The 22,385-nt window shown below is 69.7% G+C and carries 16 protein-coding genes; 12 read left to right on the forward strand and 4 right to left on the reverse strand.

The features are described from left to right. Window positions 1-69: 69 nt before the first annotated feature. Window positions 70-1,689, forward strand: coding sequence for a hypothetical protein (locus A176_RS23035; protein WP_002637241.1), 1,620 nt, complete (start codon window positions 70-72; stop codon window positions 1,687-1,689). A gap of 13 nt (window positions 1,690-1,702) precedes the next feature. Next, window positions 1,703-2,200, forward strand: a complete 498-nt coding sequence (locus A176_RS23040) for a hypothetical protein (protein WP_002637242.1) — start codon at window positions 1,703-1,705, stop codon at window positions 2,198-2,200. Window positions 2,201-2,560: 360 nt separating this feature from the next. On the opposite strand, the gene A176_RS23045 is transcribed toward A176_RS23040, so the two are convergent. Then, complete coding sequence (locus tag A176_RS23045) at window positions 2,561-3,928, reverse strand: TAXI family TRAP transporter solute-binding subunit (RefSeq protein WP_002637243.1); 1,368 nt, start codon at window positions 3,926-3,928, stop codon at window positions 2,561-2,563. A 114-nt stretch (window positions 3,929-4,042) separates the two neighbouring features. Continuing rightward, the gene (gene rsgA, locus A176_RS23050; RefSeq protein ID WP_002637244.1) at window positions 4,043-5,131 is read right to left on the reverse strand and encodes a ribosome small subunit-dependent GTPase A; all 1,089 of its coding nucleotides are present in this window, start codon (window positions 5,129-5,131) and stop codon (window positions 4,043-4,045) included. A 366-nt stretch (window positions 5,132-5,497) separates the two neighbouring features. On the opposite strand from rsgA, the gene A176_RS23055 reads away from it, so the two are divergent. The 3 genes from A176_RS23055 (at window position 5,498) to A176_RS23065 (ending at window position 9,877) form a co-directional block, all read left to right on the forward strand. After that, a complete protein-coding gene (locus A176_RS23055) occupies window positions 5,498-5,968 on the forward strand; it encodes an FBP domain-containing protein (RefSeq protein WP_002637245.1) in 471 nt (156 codons plus the stop codon). A 56-nt stretch (window positions 5,969-6,024) separates the two neighbouring features. Continuing rightward, a complete protein-coding gene (locus A176_RS23060; protein WP_021781483.1) occupies window positions 6,025-8,328 on the forward strand; it encodes a hypothetical protein in 2,304 nt (767 codons plus the stop codon). 1,168 nt (window positions 8,329-9,496) lie between these two features. Next, a complete protein-coding gene (locus A176_RS23065) occupies window positions 9,497-9,877 on the forward strand; it encodes a DUF488 domain-containing protein (protein WP_420811415.1) in 381 nt (126 codons plus the stop codon). Here the strand turns inward: A176_RS23065 and A176_RS23070 are convergent. Next, on the reverse strand, window positions 9,874-10,959 hold the full coding sequence (locus A176_RS23070; protein WP_002636287.1) for a Gfo/Idh/MocA family protein: 1,086 nt from the start codon (window positions 10,957-10,959) through the stop codon (window positions 9,874-9,876). The two genes, A176_RS23065 and A176_RS23070, sit on opposite strands and share 4 nt — an antisense overlap. A 129-nt stretch (window positions 10,960-11,088) precedes the next feature. Continuing rightward, window positions 11,089-11,538 carry a hypothetical protein gene (locus A176_RS23075; protein WP_002636288.1) on the reverse strand — a complete coding sequence of 150 codons (450 nt, stop codon included), beginning with the start codon at window positions 11,536-11,538 and terminating at the stop codon, window positions 11,089-11,091. A 208-nt stretch (window positions 11,539-11,746) separates the two neighbouring features. Between A176_RS23075 and A176_RS23080 the strand changes: the two genes are divergently transcribed. The 7 genes from A176_RS23080 (at window position 11,747) to meaB (ending at window position 22,321) form a co-directional block, all read left to right on the forward strand. Next, window positions 11,747-12,820 (forward strand): NAD(P)H-dependent flavin oxidoreductase, encoded by a 1,074-nt coding sequence (locus A176_RS23080; protein WP_002636289.1) that lies wholly within the window; start codon window positions 11,747-11,749, stop codon window positions 12,818-12,820. Window positions 12,821-13,113: 293 nt separating this feature from the next. Continuing rightward, on the forward strand, window positions 13,114-15,327 hold the full coding sequence (locus tag A176_RS38130; protein ID WP_158513097.1) for a CARDB domain-containing protein: 2,214 nt from the start codon (window positions 13,114-13,116) through the stop codon (window positions 15,325-15,327). 233 nt (window positions 15,328-15,560) lie between these two features. Further along, window positions 15,561-16,202 (forward strand): DsbA family oxidoreductase, encoded by a 642-nt coding sequence (locus A176_RS23090; RefSeq protein WP_002636291.1) that lies wholly within the window; start codon window positions 15,561-15,563, stop codon window positions 16,200-16,202. Between the two features lie 53 nt (window positions 16,203-16,255). Then, window positions 16,256-17,023 carry an RNase H family protein gene (locus tag A176_RS23095; RefSeq protein ID WP_002636292.1) on the forward strand — a complete coding sequence of 256 codons (768 nt, stop codon included), beginning with the start codon at window positions 16,256-16,258 and terminating at the stop codon, window positions 17,021-17,023. 80 nt (window positions 17,024-17,103) lie between these two features. After that, complete coding sequence (locus A176_RS23100; protein WP_002636293.1) at window positions 17,104-19,152, forward strand: methylmalonyl-CoA mutase family protein; 2,049 nt, start codon at window positions 17,104-17,106, stop codon at window positions 19,150-19,152. Next, window positions 19,152-21,341 (forward strand): methylmalonyl-CoA mutase, encoded by a 2,190-nt coding sequence (gene scpA, locus A176_RS23105; RefSeq protein ID WP_021781517.1) that lies wholly within the window; start codon window positions 19,152-19,154, stop codon window positions 21,339-21,341. The genes A176_RS23100 and scpA overlap by 1 nt, the downstream gene beginning before the upstream one ends. Next, entirely contained in the window at window positions 21,338-22,321 is a 984-nt protein-coding gene (gene meaB / locus A176_RS23110; RefSeq protein ID WP_002636294.1) for a methylmalonyl Co-A mutase-associated GTPase MeaB, read from the forward strand. The genes scpA and meaB overlap by 4 nt, the downstream gene beginning before the upstream one ends. Window positions 22,322-22,385: the final 64 nt, after the last annotated feature.

Genomic DNA, 22,385 nt, shown 5'->3' on the forward strand with positions numbered 1-22,385 from the left:
TTGGCTCCAGAGTTGCCGACAATGTCCCGCCTGCCCTCGAATGCGCGAGGGCAAGGGGGAGAGAATCGAATGGACGTGACGCGCAAATCGACGCGACGCCTCACCCGCAAGGTGCTGGCGCTTGCATTCACCCTGGCGCTGGCACCTGCGTGTAACGGTGACGATGACAACGACGACGACGGCGGTGGCGACGGCCCTCCGGGAGACCCCGTCACCGTCAGCGGACTGGTGACGTACGACTTCGTCCCCGCCGTCTACTCCCCGACCACGCGCCGGGGCACGCTGGAGTTTAATCAAGCGTCCGTGCGGCCCGTGCGCAACGCCGTCATCCAGGTCCGGCAGGGCACGCGGGTGCTCGTCGACGGAACGACGGATGAAGAAGGCCGCTACACCGTCACCTACCAGCCACGAGGCACCGGGGCCCTGACGGTGGTCGCGCTCGCCAAGACGACCACGCCGGAAATCCAGATCGAGGACAACACCGACAACAACGCCATCTGGGCCGTGGGCAACTCGCTCGCCGCGTCGGAGACGACCAAGAACCTGCACGCGACCCACGGCTGGTCGGGGACCCGGTACACCGCGAACCAGCGCGTCGCCGCGCCCTTCGCCATCCTCGACAGCATGTACACCGCGTCGCGGGCCTTCATGGATGCCCGCGAGGTCAACTTCCCCCTGCTCAAGGTGAACTGGAGCCCGAACAACGTCCCGCAGTCGGGCAACAAGGCGCGGGGCCAGATTGGCACGTCGCACTTCTCGTTCTCCGAAAACGAAATCTACGTGCTCGGGCGAGACGGCGTGGACACCGACGAGTTCGACGCCCACGTCATCGTCCATGAGTGGGGGCACTACTTCGAGGCCAACCTGTCTCGCGCGGACAGCCCGGGTGGGCCGCACTCCAGCGGCGAGAGCCTGGACCCGCGCCTGGCCTTCGGCGAGGGCTATGGCAACGCGCTGGCCAGCATCATCCTGCCGGAGCCCATCTACGTCGACACGCTGTGGAGCGGCACGACGCTGGCCGCCTTCGGCTTCGACGCGGAGAGCGAGCCCGTGCCCACCACCGACGACCCCATCTCGTCCCGGGGCTCCTTCTCCGAGATGAGCGTCTTCCGGATGCTCTACGACTTGTACGACTCCGGCAGCAACGAAGCCCATGACCGCGTGTCGTACGACATCGGCATCTTCTACGACGTGCTGGTGGGCCCCCAGAAGTCGACGCCCGCGCTCACCACCATTGGCTCGTTCATCCACAGCATCAAGGCTCAGCCGGGCGTGAACGCCGCGGACGTGGACACGCTGGCGGCCTTCTACAACATCGGGTCCATCACCTCGGACTTCGGTGACGGCGACGCGCCGCTGCGGAGCATCTACACGAACGTGGACCGGATTCCGTACAACACCACCGTCACGCTGCGCGGCGGCGTGGACTACAACAAGCGCCCGCAGAACCAGTACTTCGTGTTCCAGGGCACCGGGCAGTCCATGACGTTCACCGCGACGCACTCGGAGGACGTGGGCATCGAGGTCTACCACCGCGGCGAGGTCGTCGGCAGCGCCGACCGGTACCTCTCCGGCACGGAGACCATCACCATCCCCACGCAGGCCGACGAGCCCTATGTCCTGGTGCTGGTGGGCTTCTCCGAAATCAACGCCAACTACACGCCGACCCTCGCCATCACCTCCCCGTGAGCCCGGAGCGCACATGAACCTCAAGGCAATCGCAGCCCTGTCCAGCCTCCTCGCGCTCGCGGCGCCGGTGGCCTGCACCTCTCAGTCGAAGTCCAACCCCACGCCCGCGGACAGCTCGGACACCACCAAGGCGGGCGCCCCCGTCCGGGTGGACGCGAAGCTGGGTGAAGACCAGGCCCGCATCGCCCTGCGCTTCGAAAAGGCGGCGTCGGACGTCCAGGTCCACCTCTCCGGCGTGGATGGCCTCGACGTGAAGAGCGCCCCCACGCCCGTGAGCGGGAGCTTCGCCCAGGACTCCGTGTCGGAGTTCGACGTGCTCTTCACCCCGGGTGAAGGCCGGTCGCTCCTGGTGGTCACCGTCACCGGGACTTTCGACGGCGCGCACCTGTCGCGCGTCTTCAGCTTCGACGTCGGGACGCCCACCGAAGCGCAGCAGAAGGCCACGGGCACCACGGTGACGGGCGACGACGGGCAGCCCATCAAGGTGCTCCCCTCGTCCAACGCCGAGTAGTCACACGGTGGAATGCCGGCGCCCGGGAGACCGGGCCCGGCGAACCCCAGAAAAACACAGCGGGGAGCGCGCCCCCCGACGCACTCCCCGCCGCGTGAGCCGCTCGAACGAGAGCTCCAGAAAAAACATTGGGAGCACGCCCCCTCGACGTGCTCCCAATGACTGCGCGTCCCATCTCAGGGATGCGCCCTCGCCCTCCGGAAGCAACAGCCCCCCCGGGCTTGCTCCCTCACCATCCCCACTTCGAATTTCAAAACGCACGGCGCCGAAAACCTTGAGGCCGTCGTGGCGTTTTTTTTCGAAGGGCCTGGTGACGCCCTTCGCCCACAACGACACACATTCACGATGCGTGCGGATGAGCTACGCCGTCTTCTCCGCCGCCCGCATGGCCGGAGGCAGCGTCCCGCCCGACTCGGTGATGCGCCGGGCCAGCCTGCGGCGGACCACGTCGACGTGCTCGCGGAAGAAGTAGAGGTTCTCCGCGTAGGCCAGGGGCATGGGGATGCGGTTCACCTCCCGCTCGGCCTCGTCGAGCCGCCGGAGCATGTCGTCCAGCCGCTCCGGGGCCGGGCTCTCCTCGAGCTGCAGCTCGATTTCCTTCAGCCGCGCGTACCAGCGGAAGATGCGCGAGCGCACGCGCCACTGGTACAGCGCCGGCGCCAGGCGCCCCAGCGGCACCAGCACGGCGATGAAGGGCACCAGCATCACCCACAACCGGTCCACCAGGTTGGCCGCCCAGAAGGGCAGATAGCGGTGCAGCAGCGGGACGCCGGACTCGTAGTAGCGGCGCGCCTCGCTGCTGTAGGGGAAGCCCGCCTCCAGCGCCGCGGGGAACTCGCCAGTGCGGTCCAGGATGCCCGCCTTGCCGTGGACCTCGCTGGCCGCGCGCAGCAGGAGGTACGCCAGCGCCGGGTGGAGTGAGTCCGTCGCCAGCAGGTTCGCGGTGGGCGCCAGCAGCACCACGTCGTGGTCCGGGATGTCCGCCCCCAGGTCGAAGACGCCGCGCGGGAGCAGGTGCTTGGACAGGTAGGGGAAACGGCGCGTGTAGGCCTCCGCCCGCGAGAAGCTGAGGACCTGGATGTCCGGCACCGCCGCCAGCCGCTGGATGGGCGGCGACTCCGCGGGGGACACGATGAAGACGGCGTCGACCTTGCCCTGCTTGAGCTGCTCGATGCCCTCGTCACGGCCCAGGTTGAGCAGCTCCGTGGGCGCGGCGCCCACGTGGTTGGCCGCGAGCAGCTTGAGGGACAAGGCCCGCGTCCCACTCGTCTCGGGCCCCACGACGATGCGCTTGCCCTGGAGCTGGTTGAGGTCCTGAAGCGGCGCGCCCCGGTAGAAAATCCACAGCGGGACGTAGGAGAGGCTCCCCAGGGAAACGACGTGGGGGGCCATCGCGGCGTCCGAGGCGCCGCTCTGCACGAAGGCCACGTCCACGCCGGAGCGCTCATCCTCCAGCAGCTTGACGCTGGTGAGAGAGCCATCCGTCGGGAGAATCTCCACGGTGACGCCGTGCTGCGCGAGGTACTCCTGATACTTCCGCGCGAAGTACCGGAAGCCGCCTTCATCCCCGGCCGCGGCGATGACGAGCTTCTTCGGGGGCGCGGGCTTGACGAAGTAGAATGTGACGGCGAACGCGATGCTGACAATCACGGCTGCGGGGCCCAGCGTCAGCCAGAGGTCCCACCGCAACTTGCGGCGCAGGCGTTCCTTGAGCGAGTCCTTCTTCATGATGGGCGCGGAGTATAGACACGCCGCCCCGCCCGAGTTCGCGCCCGGCCGCAAGCCCCGCGGCCGGGGCGTCGAGAGGCGGTCATTCCACCCGCCTCCCGAACCTCGACCGTCTCAGTCGCGCCGGCGCTTGGAGCGCAAGGCATCCCAGGCCATCGTCGTCCGGGCCCGCTCGTGCCGCCGGTTCTCCCGCTCGGGGGTCACGCTCGCCTTCCGGGCTTGGAAGGCCTGCTCACGCCGCAGCCGCTCGTAGCTGGCGAGCCGCGCTTCCGGGAGCGCCCCGGACGCCACCGCAGCGCGCACCGCGCATCCCGGCTCGCCCTGGTGCTGGCAATCCGAGAAGCGGCAGCCCTCCGCGAGTTCGAGGATGTCCGAGAACGTCTGCTCGATGCCCTCGTCCTCGCCGCCCAACAACCCCAGCTCGCGCATCCCCGGCCCGTCGATGAGCAGGCCTCCGCCCGGCAACACGAAGAGCTCGCGGTGCGTGGTGGTGTGGCGGCCCTTGTCGTCCTCCTCGCGCACGGCCTGGGTCACCAGCCGCGAGTCGCCCAGGAGCCGGTTGACCAGCGTGGACTTGCCCACGCCGGAGGAGCCGAGCAGCGCTCCTGTCTTGCCGGCGGGCAGGTGCGCGCTCACGGACTCCACGCCCTCGCCCGTCCGGGCGCTCAGCGCGAGCACCGGGACGCCCGGCGCCAGCGCCTCCACCTCGGCGACGAGCGAGGCCGCGCCGGGCTGGAGGTCCGCCTTGGTGAGCAGCACCACGGGCGAGGCGCCGCTGCTCCATGCCAGGGAGAGCGCGCGTTCGATGCGGCGGGGATTGAAGTTGCCGTCCAACCCGGCGGCGAGGAACACGACGTCCAGGTTGGCGGCGATGAGCTGCCCGTCGCGCTCACTGCCCGCCTCACGCCGCGCGAGCACGCTGGTGCGTGGGAGCACCGCGTGAAGCAGCGCCTCGCCCTCCCCGTCCGGGAGCTGGAGCGCGACCCAGTCTCCAATGGTGGGCAGGGCCTGCGCGCCGGGCGCCTGGTGGAGGAGCCTTCCCGCGGTGCGCGCGAGCACGGCGCGGGAAGCCGTCTGGACCGTGAGCAGACCCCGTTGCTGGCGCACGACGCGGCCGGGAACGAGGGGATGCGGGAACTGCGAAACGAGCGAAGCGAAAGCGTGAGTGAAGGCTGGACCCCAGCCGAGGGATTCAAGCGACATGTGGAAAGGACTCCGGACAGAGCGGTGCCTGCGGCGCACCTGGATTTCAGGGCACCCCGAGGAGAGCAGGACCGCGCTGTGCGGGACCTTCGTGGCCGCTCAGACGGACTGCGCTCCCGAGGCGAACAGGATTTCCACCACCGTCAGGACAAGGGGCGCGTTCACGATGCCTCCAGGGAATCCACGGGCGATGACGCTCACCGCCCGGCACCCCCTGTCTACTCCGGCCGGAGCCGGCGGGGAATGGCCCCGTTTTCCGGAGGGTTCGCGGAGGACCGCGCCAGGGGGGCGCTCGCTCCACGGGTGGGTTCCGGTGGAATCACTCCCGCCCCATTGTTAGGGGCAGATGTTCTCCAAGGAGCAGCCGTGTTCCGATTCGAAAACGACCGGGCGCTCATCGAATCCTTCCGCCCCAGGGACCGCCGCGTCATCGAGATGCCCGTGGGCATCACCTTTCCCCTCTTCGTGCGGGACTACCTCGCCTGGACGGAGACGTCGGGCGCGCGCGTGTACCTCATCTTCTCCGCGCCCGGCAGCCGCAGGCCCATTGGCCTCATCTTCCGCCGCGACTCCCTGGGCGGAGAGCCCGTCACCCGCATGTGCGAGTGGTGCCACAGTTATGGCTCGGCCCATGAGGTGTGTCTGCTCACCACAGCCGTGGACAACAAGCGGCGCGTGGGGGTGAACCTCTGCGCTGACCTCCGCTGCAAGGAGAAGATGGAGGACGCGGCGGACCGCGCCGGCCGGCACCCGCTCGAATTTCTGGGAAAGCTCAATGAGCGAATGTTTCGCTTCGCACATGAGGCCCTGGGCATCGAGGCCCAGCCCGCCGCCTGATATCCGCGGGCAATCAGGCTTGACCGAGGGGGCATCCTTCGCTCTTTAGCGAAGTGATGCCCCTTGCACGCCTCCTCGTTCTCGCCTCGTTGCTGGCCTCGGGGCTCGCCGCCGCCGCGCCCGTCGTGCAAGTGCCGGAAGGTGGCCGCTCCGTCGAAGTGCTGACCCAGGGCGTCATTTGCGGCCCGGTCCGCAATGGATGGAGCCTGGGCCCGGATGGGCGCTCCGTCCATCCCCCCGCGAAGCCGGACGAAAGCGCGCGGACGCAGGACCTCAAGGTGGCGGACACCGCGGCGCAATGCGCCACCACGGAGCGCATCGTCACGGTGATTGCGACGGGCCCTCTGCCGCGCATCGACGCCTCCGGGACGTCGTTCTACCCGGACGAAGGCCGACTGGAGCTGCGCGGCGTGGGGCTGCTGAACGTGGGCATCGCCTGGTCCGGACAGCCGCGCGGCGAGCCGGAGCGGCCTCCCATGGAGGGCCAGGACATCTGCCTGTCTCCCTCCAAGCCGAAGGGCCTGGCCGACTGCGCCGTTCCCGTGCCGCAGGGCCTTCCCACGGACACGTCGCTCTATTGGATTCCGCCCTACGGCCGCATCGGCCCCGAGGTGAGGACGTACGATGCCTACGGCAACCTGGTGGACCCCGAGACGCTCCGCGTCCGCCCCGGTCGCACCATCCTCACCGAGCCCCTGGTGCTGTCCAACGGCATCGACGTGTCCAAGGGCCCGGGCAGCGTCCCCGTCAGCCACTCCGAGGCAATCGCGACCACCGACTGCGGCATCGCCCGGTGCGAGCCCGACGAGGGCTTCATCTCCGTGCGCAACGTGCCGGGCGTGGACGCGAGCATCACGCTGCGCGCGCGCCTGGTGCCCCGCGTCTTCTTCTCTCGCGGCGACGTGTTGGACCAGGTCATCACCACCACGCTGTCGGTGCTGGCGTGCCCGTTGTCCTCCGTGGAGGGCTCGGTGTTGCGCGGGGCGGAGAACTCCGCGTTGGTGGTGCGGTTGGATCCCGTCTGCGCGCACGACCCGCGCACCCTGGTGTGGACCGTCAACGGCATCCGCGTCCGCGTGGAGCGCGTGGTGAAGCTGGCGGAGGGCACCTACGTGATGCTGCGCACCGCGGGGACCTCCGACCAGCAGGTGACCATCACCGCGCTGACCTCGCGGCAGGACGGCACGGTGGTCGCGTCGGAGACGACGAAGACGCTGCCGCTGCCGGTTCCGCGCGCCAGCCTGGACCTCCCCGGCCATGGCGCCATCGACTTCATCCCCACCAACCGGCCGGCGGAAGTGCACATGGCCTCCAACGCGGGCCTGGGGCGCTTCGTGTTGGAGCCGCTGCCGGGCGCGTACAGCGTCACGACGCGGGAGTCCGCCACGCTCATTCAAGGCGAAGCCGCGCCGGGCGCCTTCGTCGCGCTGCGGTTCGGCTACCGGCTTCCCACGCTGCCCGCGGAGCTGGCCACCACGGACCTGGTGTCGGTGGACGAGCGCTTTCAACGGGTGGTGCGCGAGGCCAGCGTGCCCGCTCGTATCGAGAAACTGGTGGAGTTCGTCTGCGCGGACGCGGAGGGCAAGGACCAGCAACTGGAGCCGAGCCGCCCTCACCGGATTCCGTACGCGATGCGCAACACGTGCCGCGTCATCGTGCATCGCGAGCGCCTGAAGCCCGAGGAAGGCAACCAGGAGGTCTTGCTCCGCATCAACGTCACCAAGCCGGACGGTTCGGGACGCGGGGAGAGCAACGTCGAACAGCGCATGTTCCTGCGGCCTCAAGGCGACCAGCGCGACATCCCCGTGCCGGGCAACCTGGGGCAGTACGACCGCATCACCGTGCAGGTGTCGCACGTGGCGGATGAGTCGCGGTATGCGCTGAGCACCACGGACCGCACCGGCCTGCCGTCCGCGCAGTGGACCGCCATCGTCACCGGCGGCCTCTTCCGGCTCTACACGACGGCCGCCATCCCCGCGGGTCTCTACCGCGCCACCGAGCCCACCGGACAGCTCGCCATCAACTTCGGTGTCGTGTCACGCCTGGCCTTGTTGAACAACGAAGGCCAGGAGCGACTGCTGGGAATCGAAGCGGGATTGATGGGATTGGGGCTCGTGCCGCAATCAGGAGACATCCAGTTTCCGCCCACGCTCGCCGTGGTGCTCGGATTGGGTTTGCGTGTTCCGATTGGCCCCGGCGCCGCCGTGGGTGCACAGGCGTGGATGGCCTATGAGTTCCGCGGCGACATCCGCCGCCGCACCGGTGGCGACCCGTCGCTGGACCCTGTCGTTCCGTCGAGCAAGTGGTCCTTCATCTTCGGACCGAGCATTTCTGTCGGTAATGTTGGCTTCAATCTCTGAGCGGCCACGGCCGCTCGGGTGGAGCCCGCCATTCCGGGTGGCTTCGGCACCCGTGCGTTGAAGTGAACCGGTCCTCGCGAATGTGATCCTCCGCTGAGGACCGGCTCCCACTCACCCATCCCACACGCCCGAGCCGTCCGACCTGAAACGGGACCCCCGCCCCGTTGTGCTGCGTCACGCCCTGCATGACCGCTGACCTGCGCTGCCTTGTGCTGCGTGCTGCCTCGTGATGCGTGCTGCCCTGTGGTGCTTGTACCGCCCCGTCCTGCCCGCCGCCCGTGATGCATGCTGCCCCGTTCTGCCCCGTACCGCCCTGTCCTACGTGCTGCCCCGTCCTGCCCGTACCGCCCCGTCCTACGTGCTGCCCCGTCCTACCCGCCGCCCTTGCTGCCCCGTCCTGCCGTACCGCCCTGTCCTACGTGCTGCCCCGTCCTACCCGCCGCCCTTGCTACCCCGTCCTGCCGTGCTGCCCCGTCCTACCCGCCGCCCTTGCTGCCCCGTCCTGCCGTGCTGCCCCGTCCTACCCGCCGCCCTTGCTGCCCCGTCCTGCAGTGCTGCCCCGTCCTACCCGCCGCCCTTGCTACCCCGTCCTGCCGCGCTGCCCCGTCCTACCCGCCGCCCTTGCTGCCCCGTCCTGCCGTGCTGCCCCGTCCTACCCGCCGCCCTTGCTGCCCCGTCCTGCCGTGCTGCCCCGTCCTACCCGCCGCCCTTGCTGCCCCGTCCTGCCCGTACCGCCCCGTCCTACCCGCCGCCCTTGCTGCCCCGTCCTGCCCGCCGCCCTTACCGCCCCGTCCTACCCGCCGCCCGTACCGCCCCGTCCTACCCGCCGCCCGTACCGCCCCGTCCTACCCGCCGCCCTTACCGCCCCGCCCTACCCGCCACCCTTGCTGCCCCGTCCTGCCGTTCCGCCCCGTCCTGCCCGCCGCCCTTGCTGCCCCGTCCTGCCCTTACCGCCCCGTCCTACCCGCCGCCCTTACCGCCCCGTTGCGCTGCTGCCTGACCCCATAGCAGGGCGCGTGCCGCGCGATGTCTGCATCCCAAGCCCAGCATTTCCAAGCACTTGCAGACATCCATCTGGTCCCGCGGGGCCAGCCTGCGATCGGCACCAGTAAGAAATCCGGTCCGCCTACACTGGAATACCCTCCCTGCCATTCAGGGTTGCCTGACGATGCCGATCAAAACCAAACGCTGGTGTGTGCCAATGGAGCAGGATGACGGATATCGCGCCTTGATATGCCGCTATCGGCCCCGGGGGCTGCCCAAGGCCAAGGAGACCTGGGACGCGTGGCAGAGCAACCTGGCGCCGAGCCCGGAGCTCTTCGACGCCTTCTATGGAAAGGGGCGCACGCCCATCACCCTGGACGCCTACCGCGACCGCTACCTCCAGGAGATGGCATCCCAACAGGACGCCATCACCGAGCTCGCCAGCCGCGTGAAGCGCGGTGAAACGGTGACGCTCCTCTGCTCGAAAGACTGCATCCTCGAACAGGTGTGCCACCGCACCCTGCTGGCCGGCCTCATCGAGGCGGAAGTCGCCCGGAGCCGCTAGAGCGCCTCCGTCACCGACTGCCGCTGTCCCGTCGAGGACGCGCGCCCAATGGCATCCAGCAACCGGTGCAGCTTCAACGCCTCATGGAAGTCAGGCGCCAACCGCGTCCCCCCATCCACGTCGCGCGCATACGCCGTATACAGATGCCCCACGTCATGGGCATCCGGGCTCAGCTCTCCCCGAGGCAACCACGAGTACTCAGCGGGCGCAGGCAGCGGCTCGAACGACTGATCCTCGCCCTGCGTCCCGGAGAGCTGAAGATGCTCGGACATGAGCAGGTCTCCTTCGGTCCCCGTGAAGTGGAAGTAGATGCCACCCCCACTGCGCTTGCCCGTTTCGAAGTGCGCGGAGAGCACCGCGCCCCCCTCCAACGTCCCTTGAACGAGGACCTGGTCGGGCGACGTCACCGGAAGGGGCTCCTCCGTCTCGATAATCGTCGCCTCCTCGAACTGGCGAGTGACGACACCCGACACGTCCCGCAGGGGCCCGACCGCCGAGAGCACCGTGTCGAGGAAATGCGCCGCGAAGACGGTGAACATGTCCGCCCCGTTCTTCACGTCCGCGGCATAGGCCTCGCGAGCCTTGTAGCGTGAGCCCAGCATGGGAACCGCCGCATGCAACGTCACGGAGCGCAGCGTCCCCACGCCGCCTTCCGTCAGCAAGTCCCGCAGGTAGCGCACGCCCGGCGACAACCGGCGCTGCAAGCCCACCACGGTCCGGACCTTCGCCGCGTCCGCCAGCTTCGTGAGCGAGGCGGCCTGCGACGTCGACGTCCCCAGCGGCCACTCGCAGAAGACATCCTTGCCGGCGGCAATGGCCGCGCGAACGAGCGCCTCGTGCTGAGGCGCCTTCACGGCGACGACCACCAGGTCCACGTCCGGATGCGACACCAGCGCGTCCGCGCGGTGAAAGACATGTGGCACGCCGTAACGGCGAGCGACCTCTTCCGCGTGCTCCCGCACAGTGGCGCACACGGCCGTCACCTCGAACCGTGGCAAGGCCTTGAGCGCGGGCAGATGCCCATACAGCGCCCAACCGCCCTCCGAGCTGGCGCCGATGATGCCGACCCGAATCTTCCGCATGCCGCTCATCGCGGCAGGATAGACGAAACCCCGGACCCGGCTGCGCGAGAGCCTCCACGAAAAAGCGGCCCGGGCCGCGATGGGCGTGCCCCACCGCGACCCCGACCGCGAACATCCACTTCGCGTGGACTACTTGTTCATCTTCTCGACGGAGGACGCCATGTTCTCGGTCGTCTTCTCCACGTTGAAGCGAGTCCGGACCTGGTCGCCTTCCTTGATTTCACGCCGGAGGTGGCTGTGAATGTCCCGGTGCTTCTCGATGGTCTTCCCATCGATTTGCGTGGAGTGCGTCACTCCCACGGGAACCACCGCGCCGTTCTCGTCCTTGATGTACAGCTTGTCGCGCTTCACGGCCACGATGGAGCCGCTCAGCTCCTGCTGGCCTTGCATCTGGCTGCCGCCCATGCCGCCGGACATCTCGGAGCCGCTCCGTGGCGGCTGCGTGCCCGCCGGGTCCTGCGGCATGGATGGATCCTGCATCGGCGGCTCTTGCGGCATCGTGGAGTCCTGCGTCCCCTGAGCCAGTGCAGCGCCACCCCATGCCAGACCGGCAATCATCCCCATCACCTTGAGCTTCATGACTGACCCCTTTCGTCCAGGAGGGCGCATCACGCCTCCGACACCAACCGTGGCCACGCCTCGCCGCGTTGCCAGCCGGTGCCCAGGTGCGAACCGGGCCATGGAGCGGGAATCACGCTCGTCCCCCCCTCCTCCCGATACGATGACAGCGGCGGCTCGGAGCGGCCCCCGTTATCCCTGTTCCCCATCCGGAAAGAGGAGCCACCCGATGCGCCAGACGTCCTCCAATGAAGCCATCCAGAAGTTGGGCATCCGTCATCCCATCATCCAAGGGCCCTTCGGTGGCGGGCTCTCGACGGAGCGCCTCACAGCCGCGGTGTCGAACCTCGGCGGCCTGGGTTCGTACGGCGCCTATCAGCTTCCTCCGGACGAAATCGGCCGCGTGGCGGACCGGATTCGCGCGCAGACGGACAAACCCTTCGCGCTGAACCTCTGGGTCTCCGACCACGACGCGGGCGGGGACGCACTCAGTCCAGAGGACTTCGAGCGCTTCTACCGCCTCTTCGAACCGTATTACCAAGAGCTCGGCGTCGAGAAGCCCCAGCCGCCCGAGCGCTATCACCACCGCTTCGAGGACCAGGTGGAGGCGCTGCTCGAAGCCCGCCCACCCGTCTTCAGCTTCGTGTTCGGCGTGCCGCCCGCGGCCGTGCTGGCCGAATGCCGGCGCAGGGGCATCCTCACCTCGGGCGCGGCCACCACGCTCGCGGAGGCCGAGGCCCTGGACGCGGCCGGAGTGGACCTCATCGTGGCCACGGGCTTCGAGGCCGGCGGCCACCGCCCCTCGTTCCTCGCGCGCGCCGAGGACTCCCTGATGGGGACGCTCGCGCTCACGCCGCTCGTGGCGGACCGGGTGAAGGCGCCCGTCATCGCGGCGGGAGGACTCGCGGAGGGCCGAGGCATCCGCGCCGTGCTCACCCTGGGAGCCCAGGCAGCGCAGTTGGGAACGGCGTTCCTCGCCTGCGAGGAATCCGGCACGACGGACGCCCACCGCGAGCTGCTCTTCAGCGACCGCGCCCGGAACACCACCTTGACGCGTGCCTTCACGGGTCGGCTCGCACGCGGCATGCGCAACCGGTGGACGGAGGAGATGGCGTCACGGCTTGGAGAGCTTCCGCCCTTCCCCATCCAGAGCTGGTTCCTCGGGAAACTGAAGCCCGCGGCCATCCGCGCTGGCCGCACGGACCTCGTGTCCCTGTGGGCCGGACAGGCCACGCCCAACCTGCGTCACCGGACCGTGCCCGCGCTGATGGCGTCCCTGCTCGAGGAACTGTCGGCCCCCTGAAGGCCCGGCCCCGAGCGGGAAACGGCACGGCATCCGCTCGCTCAGAAATCATTCAATTGCATTTGAATATGGCGTGCATCACCCCGTCTGTCGGGGCTCTCGCGAGGCGCTGGCCGGCAGCCCTCGTACGAGGAAACCGACAAATGCAGCCACACAAGAGACGTGTCCCTTATGCCACGGGAATCGCGACGCTATTGACTGTCGCGGCGTGTAGCGAGCCTCCCACGGCCACCCCACCACCCCCGGAAGCCGCTGCCACGCCCCCCGCGGCGGAACAAACGCAGACGCAATCCTTGCAGCAACCGACGTACCCGCAAGCAGACTTCGCGGTGACGTCCGTGACGGGTCCCGGGAGCATCCGTTTGGGAGATTACTTCCTGGCGGCGGTGACGGTCTGCAACCAAGGCACCGAGACGGACACGACCGTCGTCTCGCTCTACCTGTCAGCGGACATGGTCATCACCCCCGACGTCCCGCTCACGCCCGCTTCCGACCAGCGCCTCAAACAATTCGGAACGCCTTCGCTGGCGCCGGGCCAATGCCATACGGAAACGGCCCACGTCCAGGCCTCCGCCAGCATCCAGGGAACCTACTTCCTGGGCGCCATCGCCAGGCCCAGCAACGCCTTCGAACCGAACCAGGCAGACAACACGCGGGTCAGCGCGCCCATTGGCATCGGGGACCAACCTGATTTCGTGGTGACCTCGGTCACGGGCCCCACCAGCGTCCCGCAGGGACAGCCCTTCCCCGCGAGCGTCACGGTGTGCAATCCCGGCACGGCGCCGGGCACGCCCCACGTCGCGCTCTATCTGTCAGCGGACGCGGTCATCACCCCCGACTTCCCGCTCACGCCCGCCTCCGACCTCCTGCTCGGCTCGCGTTCCATGGGCATGCTGGCGCCCGGCAAGTGCCAGACGGAGACCCTCACCGTCTCCGCCTCGGTCCACCGTGAGGGCGCCTACCACCTGGGCGCCATCGTGGACCCGGCCCAGGCCGTGCCCGAGCTCGTCGAAATCAACAACACCCATGCGGCCACCCGCATCGGCGTGGGCGCTCGGCCCGATTTCGTGGTGACCTCCGTCACCGGCCCGGAGAGCGCCCTTCCCGGACAAGCGCTCAGCAGCAACGTTCAGGTCTGCAACCAGGGCACGACGCCTGGCAGCGCGCCGGTGGAGCTCTATCTGACGGCGGATGACATCGTGACGCCGCAGATGCCCCCCAACCTCTTCCCGGACGTGTGGATGGGAATGCAAACGTCAGGCACGCTCGAACCCGGCGCGTGCAAGACGCTGTCCTTCATGCACACGCCGCCCGGCGTCGCCCCCGGCGCCTTCCGGCTGGGTGCCATCGTGAATCCCATGGGCGATGCCCTCAGCGAACTCCGCTCGGACAACAACATCGGGCTGAGTCCGCGCTTCGGCATCGGCGTGGGCCCGGACCTCATCGCGACGGCCATCAACGGCCCGGTGAGCCACGCGCCGGGGCAGCCGTTCAGCGCGAGCGTGGAGGTGTGCAACCAGGGCACCGCGTCGGCGGGCGCAACGCAGGTGACCCTCTCCCTCGTCGCCAGTTCGGGTGGGCGCGCGCTCGTCGGGACGGCGTCCGTGAATCCGCTGGCGGCCGATGCGTGTGAGACCGTGGTGGTCGCGGGCACCCCGCACCTGTTCGAGCACGGAACCCATACGCTCGACGCCCACGTCGACCCGTCCGGGATGGTGAACGAGCTCGTCGAGGACAACAACGCCCGCGTGGGTCACCGCGTCGGCGTGGGAATGCTCCCGGACCTCGTCATCCGGGCCATCACGGGTCCCGCCAGCATCCAGCCCGGTCAGCCCTTGTCGGCCGACATCGAGGTCTGCAATCAAGGCACCCACCCCATCGATACGTCCGTCGACCTGTATGTGTCCTCGGACGCCGACATCACGCCCGGCGCGGATGTCCACGTGGGCCGCGTCTACTCGAACTTCCTGGCGCCGGGGGACTGCCAGGTGGTGACGGCTTCCGGCGACACGTTTGGCGTCACCCCCGGCGCGAAGTACCTCGGCGCCATCGCGGACGTGATGAACAACGTGCCCGAGCTGTTCGAGGACAACAACGCCCACACCGGTCCTCGACTGGGCGTGGGCAATGGCCCGGACTTCATCGTGAAGACGGTGACGGCTCCCGCCACCCTCTCGCTGGGCACGCCCATCGCCGTCACCCTGGAGGTCTGCAATCAAGGCACCCAGACCGGACAGACGCCCGTGGACCTGTTCCTGTCCCAAGACACCCTCATCACCCCGCCGGGTGGGCCGAACCAGCCCGGGGACTACCCCCTCCGCATGCTCTTCACCGACCCGATTGCGCCCGGCCAATGCCAGACGCTGTCCACCCTGGTTCACAACGGAGGCGGAGGCGGGACGGGCACCTCCTACCTGGGCGCCATCGCGAACCTCACGCGCTTCGTTCCGGAGCTCATCTACGACAACAACACCCAGGTGAGCGCGCCCATCACGTTCACCTATTGAGTCACACCGTGACGGCGTGAATCAGGACCGCCTCGTGCCCCGCGCACGGGGCGGTCTTGTTCATTCATGAGGACGGACTTCACATGCCGCCCCGCGTCAACGCGGCGCACCCGCGACGCCGAGCCTGAACGGCTGGCAGGGGCCCGAGAGGTCCAACGCGGCGACTTCCCTCGACGTGCGGGGATGCTCAACGTCCATGGATGGTCCTTCGGTGACTTCAAGGAGCCTCGCCCATGACCCACCCGGACACCCTGGTCCGCCTCGACGTCTGGAGCGATTACGTCTGCCCCTTCTGCTACCTCGAACTGCCTGTCATCGAGCAACTCCACGCCGCGCTGGGCCCCGACCTGGACATCCACTGGCGGGCGTTCGAGCTGAGCCCCACGCCGGTGCGGACGCGCGCGCTGACGGAGTCCCCTGACCCGGCCGCATGGGCCCGCGCCGCCTCCCCGCTCGCCGGGCAGCGAGGCGTGGCGCTGAAGCCGCCACCTGTCCAGCCGCGCAGCCGGTTGGCCCTCGAGGCGGCGGAGTTCGCGAAGGACGCGCAGGCGTTCGCGCCGTTCCACAGCGCCCTCTTCCGTGCCTTCTTCGAGGATGGCCAGGACATTGGCGACCTGCGCGTGTTGGGAGCGCTGGCGCGGGACGTGGGCCTGGACCCCGAGTCCATGACGCGCGCACTGGAAGCAGGCCGGTACACCGCGCGCGTGCTCGACGACGAGGAGGAGGCCCAGCGCCTGGGTATCCGCGGCGTCCCGGCCATGCGGCTCGCGGGCGAGGGACCCGTGTTGCTGCTCACGGGGGCGCAACCCGAAGAAGCCGTTCGCGCGGCGTTGGCACGCGTCCGCCCTGGCCCCGCGCCGAGCGCGGTGCACTGAGACGGGCCTTCGTGTTCCTGGCGAGAGCCCGCCACGCCGAATAGGGTGCCGGCATGACGCTTCACCCGACCCTCGTCTTCGCGGATGGCGCCTGCTCGGGCAACCCTGGCCCTGGTGGATGGGGGACCCTCATCGTCACGCCGGATGGACTGGTGACGGAGCTCGGAGGCCACGAGCCGGAGACCACCAACAACCGGATGGAATTGACGGCGGTGGGCAAGGCGCTGCGCCACCTGGAGCGCACACCGGGCCCCATCCACATCCATACGGATTCCACCTATGTGATTCAGGGCGCCACGCGCTGGGCCTTCGGCTGGAGCCGGCGCGGATGGAAGACGGCCGAGGGCGGCGAGGTCGCCAACGCCGTGTATTGGAAGCGGCTGATGGCGCTGCTCGCCCAGCGCAAGGAGAACCACGACGCGGCCGCCGCGGCCGTCGCGTGGTTCTACGTGCGCGGACACGTGGGCGTCCCGGGCAACGAGCGCGTGGACGCCATCGCCGTGGCCTACTCCAAGGGCAAGGACGCGCGGCTCTACACCGGGCCGCTGCACGGCTATGGCGTGGCGGTGCACGACCTGCCAGAGGACATGTCCCTGCCGCCGGAGAAGACGCGCGAGCAACGCGAGACGGCGGCCAAGGCGTACTCCTACCTGAGCCAGGTGGGCGGCAGCGTGAAGCGGCACGCCACCTGGGCGGCGTGCGAGCGGCGCGTGAAAGGTGTGTCCGGCGCCCGCTTCAAGAAGACAAAAAGCGCGCAGGATGAAGCCAAAGTGTTGGAGGACTGGGGCTTCAAGGGCCAGGACGTCCCGTCGGAGGACTGAGGCGGCCCCTTGAAGCCCATTGCTCCGACGGGCCATTGCGCCTATGGGACGGTGCCACTCCCATTCCGCGAGGACGCAGCATGGCTCAAGAGCCTCTCCAAATCGCATCGGAGTTCCCGGCCCCATCGGTGGATGACTGGCGCCGGCTGGTGGACAAGGACCTGAAGGGCAAACCCTTCTCGGTTCTACAATCCCAGCTTGAGGGCGGCCTGTCGCTCCAGCCGCTCTACACCCAGCAGGACGCCGCCACCGCGCAGCCCGAGCCACCCGGTGTGGCCCCCTATCTGCGGGGCACCCAGGCGTTGGGGCTCACCGAGGGTGGGTGGATGCCATGCCAGGAGTACAGCGAGCCGGACGTGACGCAGGCGGCCAACGCCATCCGCACGGACCTGGAGCGCGGCACCTGGGGCGTGTGGCTGCACCTGGGTGAGGCACACGGCATCCGCGCGCCGGACGCCGCGGCGATGCAGCGGCTGCTCGCGCACGCACCGCTCGACACGACGCACGTCCACCTGGAGCCCGAGGCGGAGCCGCTCTCCGCCGCGAACCACTTCCTGCGCGCGGCCGAGCAGACTGGCGTGGCGCGCTCCGCGTTGAAGGGCTGCCTGGGTGTCGACCCGCTCGGCATCCTGGCGCGCACGGGAACGCTGCCCCGGGGCCTCGACGCGACGCTGGCCGAGGCCGCGCAGCACGTCACCTCCCTGCGTGAGTCCGCGCCGGGCCTGCGGGTGCTGCTGGTGTCCACGCGCGCCTACGCGGACGCGGGCGCCACGTCCGTGCACGAGCTCGCGTGGGCCATCGCCACCGGCGTGGAGTACCTGCGCGGCCTGGAGCGCGCGGGCGTGTCTCCGGACGTCGCGGCGCGCTCCATCCAGTTCGCGCTGTCCGTTGGCGGACAGTTCTTCCCGGAGATTGCCCGGCTGCGCGCGGCCCGGCTGCTGTGGGCCAAGGCCGTGGCTGCGTGCGGAGGTTCGCCGGAGGCGCAGGCCATGGTGCTGCACGCGCGCACCGCGAGCACCACGAAGACGCAGCGCGACCCGTGGGTGAACATCCTCCGCGCCACCGCGGAGTCCTTCGCGGCCGTCGTGGGCGGCGCGGACAGCATCAGCACCTCGCCCTTCGACGAGCCGCTGGGGACGCCCGACGCCTCCGCCCGCCGGCTGGCGCGCAACACGCAGCTCATCCTGCGTGACGAGTCGAGCCTCAACCGCGTCGCCGACCCCGCGGGTGGCAGCTACTACCTGGAGCAGCTCACGCAGGAGGTTGCCCGCGCGGCCTGGGCGGAGCTGCGGCGCATCGAATCGGTGGGCGGCATGGCCCGCGCGCTCACCGACGGTGACGTCGCCCGGGTGCTCGAGGAGACGAACAAGGCGCGCGACAAGGCCGTGCGCGCCCGCAAGCTGCCCATCGTCGGCGTGAGCGAATTTCCCCACCTGGGCGAAGCGCCCGTGTCGCGGGAGCCCCGCCCCGCGCCGTCCAGCAGCGCGGCGGCCCCCGAACCCAGCCCCACACCGTCCAGCAGCGCGGCGGCCCGCGAGCTCAGCCCCGCGCCGTCCAGCAGCGCGGCGGCCCGCGAGCTCAGCCCCGCGCCGTCCAGCAGCGCGGCGGCCCGCGAGCCCCGCCCCATGCAGTCCAGCAGCTCGGCGCCCCCGGGCGCGGCCCTGCCCCTGCGCCCGATGCGCGTGGCGGAGCCCTTCGAGTCTCTGCGCGACGCCAGCGACCGGCACCTCGCCGCGACAGGCGTGCGTCCGCGCGCCTTCATGGCCAGCCTGGGCACGGTGGCCGAGCACACGGCGCGCTCCACGTGGACCGCCAACGTCCTCGCCGCAGGAGGCATCGCGCCGGAGGACGTGCACGGCTTCAAGGACGTGACGGACGCGGCGGACCGCTTCACCGCGTCTGGCGCGCCCTTGGCCGTCATCTCCGGCCCGGACGCGCTGTACCCCGAATGGATCCCCGCGCTGACCGCGGCGCTCAAGGCGAAGGGCGCGCGCGCGGTGGCCGTGGCGGGCCGTCCCGGTGAACACGAGGCCGCCTTCCGCGCGGCGGGCGTGGACGTCTTCCTCTACGCGGGAGCGGACCTCTTCTCGCTCCTGTCCTCGCTGCACCAACAGCTCGGAGTGGCCTGATGCGCACGCACGTACCGGACTTCTCGGGCATCGACTTCGACGCCCCCGAAACGCTCTCCGCCGCGCCCGCGCGCGAGCAGCAACTGCGTCAGGCTGGTGAGGCCACGCGCGCCGCCGAAGTGTGGGACACGCCCGAGGGCATCCCCGTCAAGCCGGTGTACACGCGCGAGGATTTGGCGGGCGTGGAGCACCTGGGCTCGCTGCCAGGCCTGCCGCCCTTCGTGCGCGGCCCCTACTCCACCATGTACGTGCAGCAGCCGTGGACGGTGCGGCAGTACGCCGGCTTCTCCACGGCCGAGGCCTCCAACGCCTTCTACCGCCGCAACCTCGCGGCCGGACAGAAGGGCCTGTCCATCGCCTTCGACCTCGCGACGCACCGGGGCTACGACAGCGACCATCCCCGCGTGGCGGGCGACGTGGGCATGGCGGGCGTGGCCATCGACTCCATCAAGGACATGCGCATCCTGTTCGACCGGATTCCGCTCGACCAGATGAGCGTGTCCATGACGATGAACGGGGCGGTGCTCCCGGTGCTGGCGCTCTACGTGGTCGCCGCCGAGGAGCAGGGCGTGCGCCCCGAGCAGCTCAGCGGGACCATCCAGAACGACATCCTCAAGGAGTTCATGGTCCGCAACACGTACATCTACCCGCCCGGTCCGTCGATGCGCATCATCGGCGACATCTTCCGCTTCACGGCGGAGAAGATGCCGCGCTTCAACAGCATCAGCATCAGCGGCTACCACATGCAGGAAGCCGGGGCGACGCAGGACCTGGAGCTGGGCTACACGCTGGCGGATGGCGTGGAGTACGTGCGCGCCGGGCTCGCGGCGGGACTGGGTGTGGACGCCTTCGCGCCGCGCCTGTCCTTCTTCTGGGCCATTGGCATGAACTTCTTCATGGAAGTGGCCAAGATGCGCGCGGCCCGGCTGCTCTGGGCGAAGCTCATCAAGGGCTTCTCCCCGAAGACGGACAAGAGCCTCGCGCTGCGCACGCACAGCCAGACGTCTGGCTGGAGCCTCACCGCGCAGGATGTCTTCAACAACGTCGTGCGCACCTGCGTGGAGGCCATGGCCGCCACCCAGGGCCACACGCAGAGCCTGCACACCAACTCGCTGGACGAGGCCATCGCGCTGCCCACCGACTTCAGCGCGCGCATCGCCCGCAACACCCAGCTCTATCTCCAGATGGAGAGCGGCACCACGCGCGTCATCGACCCGTGGGGTGGCAGCTACTACGTGGAGCGCCTCACGCACGAGCTGGCGCGCAAGGCCTGGGCCCACATCCAGGAAGTGGAAGCGCTGGGCGGCATGACGAAGGCCATCGAGGCGGGCCTGCCCAAGCTGCGCATCGAGGAGGCCGCGGCGCGCACCCAGGCGCGCATCGACTCCGGGCGGCAAGCCATCATCGGCGTGAACAAGTACCCGCCCGAGCGCGAGGACTCCATCGAGATTCTCAAGGTGGACAACTCCGCGGTGCGCGAGGCGCAGATTGCGCGCCTGCGCGAGCTGCGCGCCGAGCGCAACGCGGAGGACGTGCGCCGCAAGCTGGACGCGCTCACCGAGGCGGGCCGGCGCAATGAAGGCAACCTGCTGGCCCTGGCCATCGACGCGGCCCGCGCCAAGGCGACGGTGGGCGAAATCAGCGACGCGCTGGAGAAGGTCTATGGGCGCTACGAGGCCACGGTGCGCAGCGTGACAGGTGTGTACTCCAGCGAGGCGGGCAAGGACTCCCAGGGCATCATCGATGCGCGCGCGAAGGCGGACGCGTTCCTCGCGCGCTTCGGCCGCCGGCCGCGCATCCTCATCGCGAAGATGGGCCAGGACGGCCATGACCGCGGGCAGAAGGTCATCGCCACCGCGTTCGCGGACCTGGGCTTCGACGTGGACATCGGGCCGCTGTTCCAGACGCCGGAAGAGTCCGCGCGCCAGGCGGTGGAGAACGACGTGCACGTGGTGGGCGCCAGCTCGCTCGCCGCCGGCCACCTGACGCTGGTGCCGCAGCTCAAGGAGGCGCTCAAGGCGCTGGGCCGCGAGGACATCATGGTTGTCGTGGGCGGCGTCATCCCCGCACAGGATTACGACGCGCTGCGCGCCGCGGGCGCGGCGGCCATCTTCGGCCCGGGCACCGTCATCTCCAAGGCGGCCATCGAGTTGCTCGACAAGCTGGCGGCGGCGCTGGAGGAAGCGTGAAGCTGCTGCCCGCGGACGCCTACGTGGACGGGGTGCGCGCGGGCGACCGGGCCTTGCTCGCGCGCGCCATCACCCTGGTGGAGAGCGAGCTCCCGCGCCACGCGGCGCTGGCCCAGGAGGTCCTCACGCGGCTGCTCCCTCACACGGGTGGCAGCCGGCGCGTGGGCATCAGCGGCGTGCCGGGCGTGGGCAAGAGCACCTTCATCGACGCGCTGGGCATGCACCTGGTGAACGCGGGCAAGCGCGTGGCGGTGCTGGCCATCGACCCGTCCAGCACGGTCTCCGGCGGCAGCATCCTGGGAGACAAGACGCGCATGGCGCGGCTGTCACGCGAGTCCGCGGCATACATCCGCCCCAGCCCCTCCAGCGGCACGTTGGGCGGCGTGGCGCGCAAGACGCGCGAGACGCTGCTGCTCTGCGAGGCGGCGGGCTTCGATGTGGTGCTGGTGGAGACGGTGGGCGTGGGCCAGTCGGAGACGGTGGTGGCCGACCTGGTGGATTTCTACCTGGTGCTCATGCTGGCGGGCGCGGGGGATGAGCTGCAGGGCATCAAGCGCGGCATCCTCGAGGTGGCGGACATGCTCGCCATCAACAAGGCGGACGGGGACAACAAGCCGCGCGCGGAGCGGGCCCGTTCGGAGCTGCGCGCCGCGTTGCACCTGATGCGCCCGGGCGCCGAGCCGGAAATCACCACGTGCAGTGCCCTGGAGGGCAGCGGCATCGAGAAGTTGTGGACCTCCATCGACACGCAGCTCGGGCGCGCACAGGCCTCTGGCGCGGTGCAGCGCCGCCGCACCACGCAGCAGGTGCAGTGGATGTGGACCATGGTGCAGGACGGCCTCCGGGCGGCCTTGCGTGCGCACCCCGAGGTGTCCGCGCTGGTGCCCACGCTGGAGGCGGACGTGCGTGAAGGCCGCGTCACGCCCACCTCGGCCGCACTGAGGGTGCTGGGCGCGTTCCTCCCCGAAACGAGGGCCTGACAGGCCGCGTCGTGGAGCGGTCAGTCACGCTCCAATCCCTTGCCTCGGCATTCACGGCGCTCTT

The organism is Myxococcus hansupus, from assembly GCF_000280925.3.
GTDB classification, from domain to species: domain Bacteria; phylum Myxococcota; class Myxococcia; order Myxococcales; family Myxococcaceae; genus Myxococcus; species Myxococcus hansupus.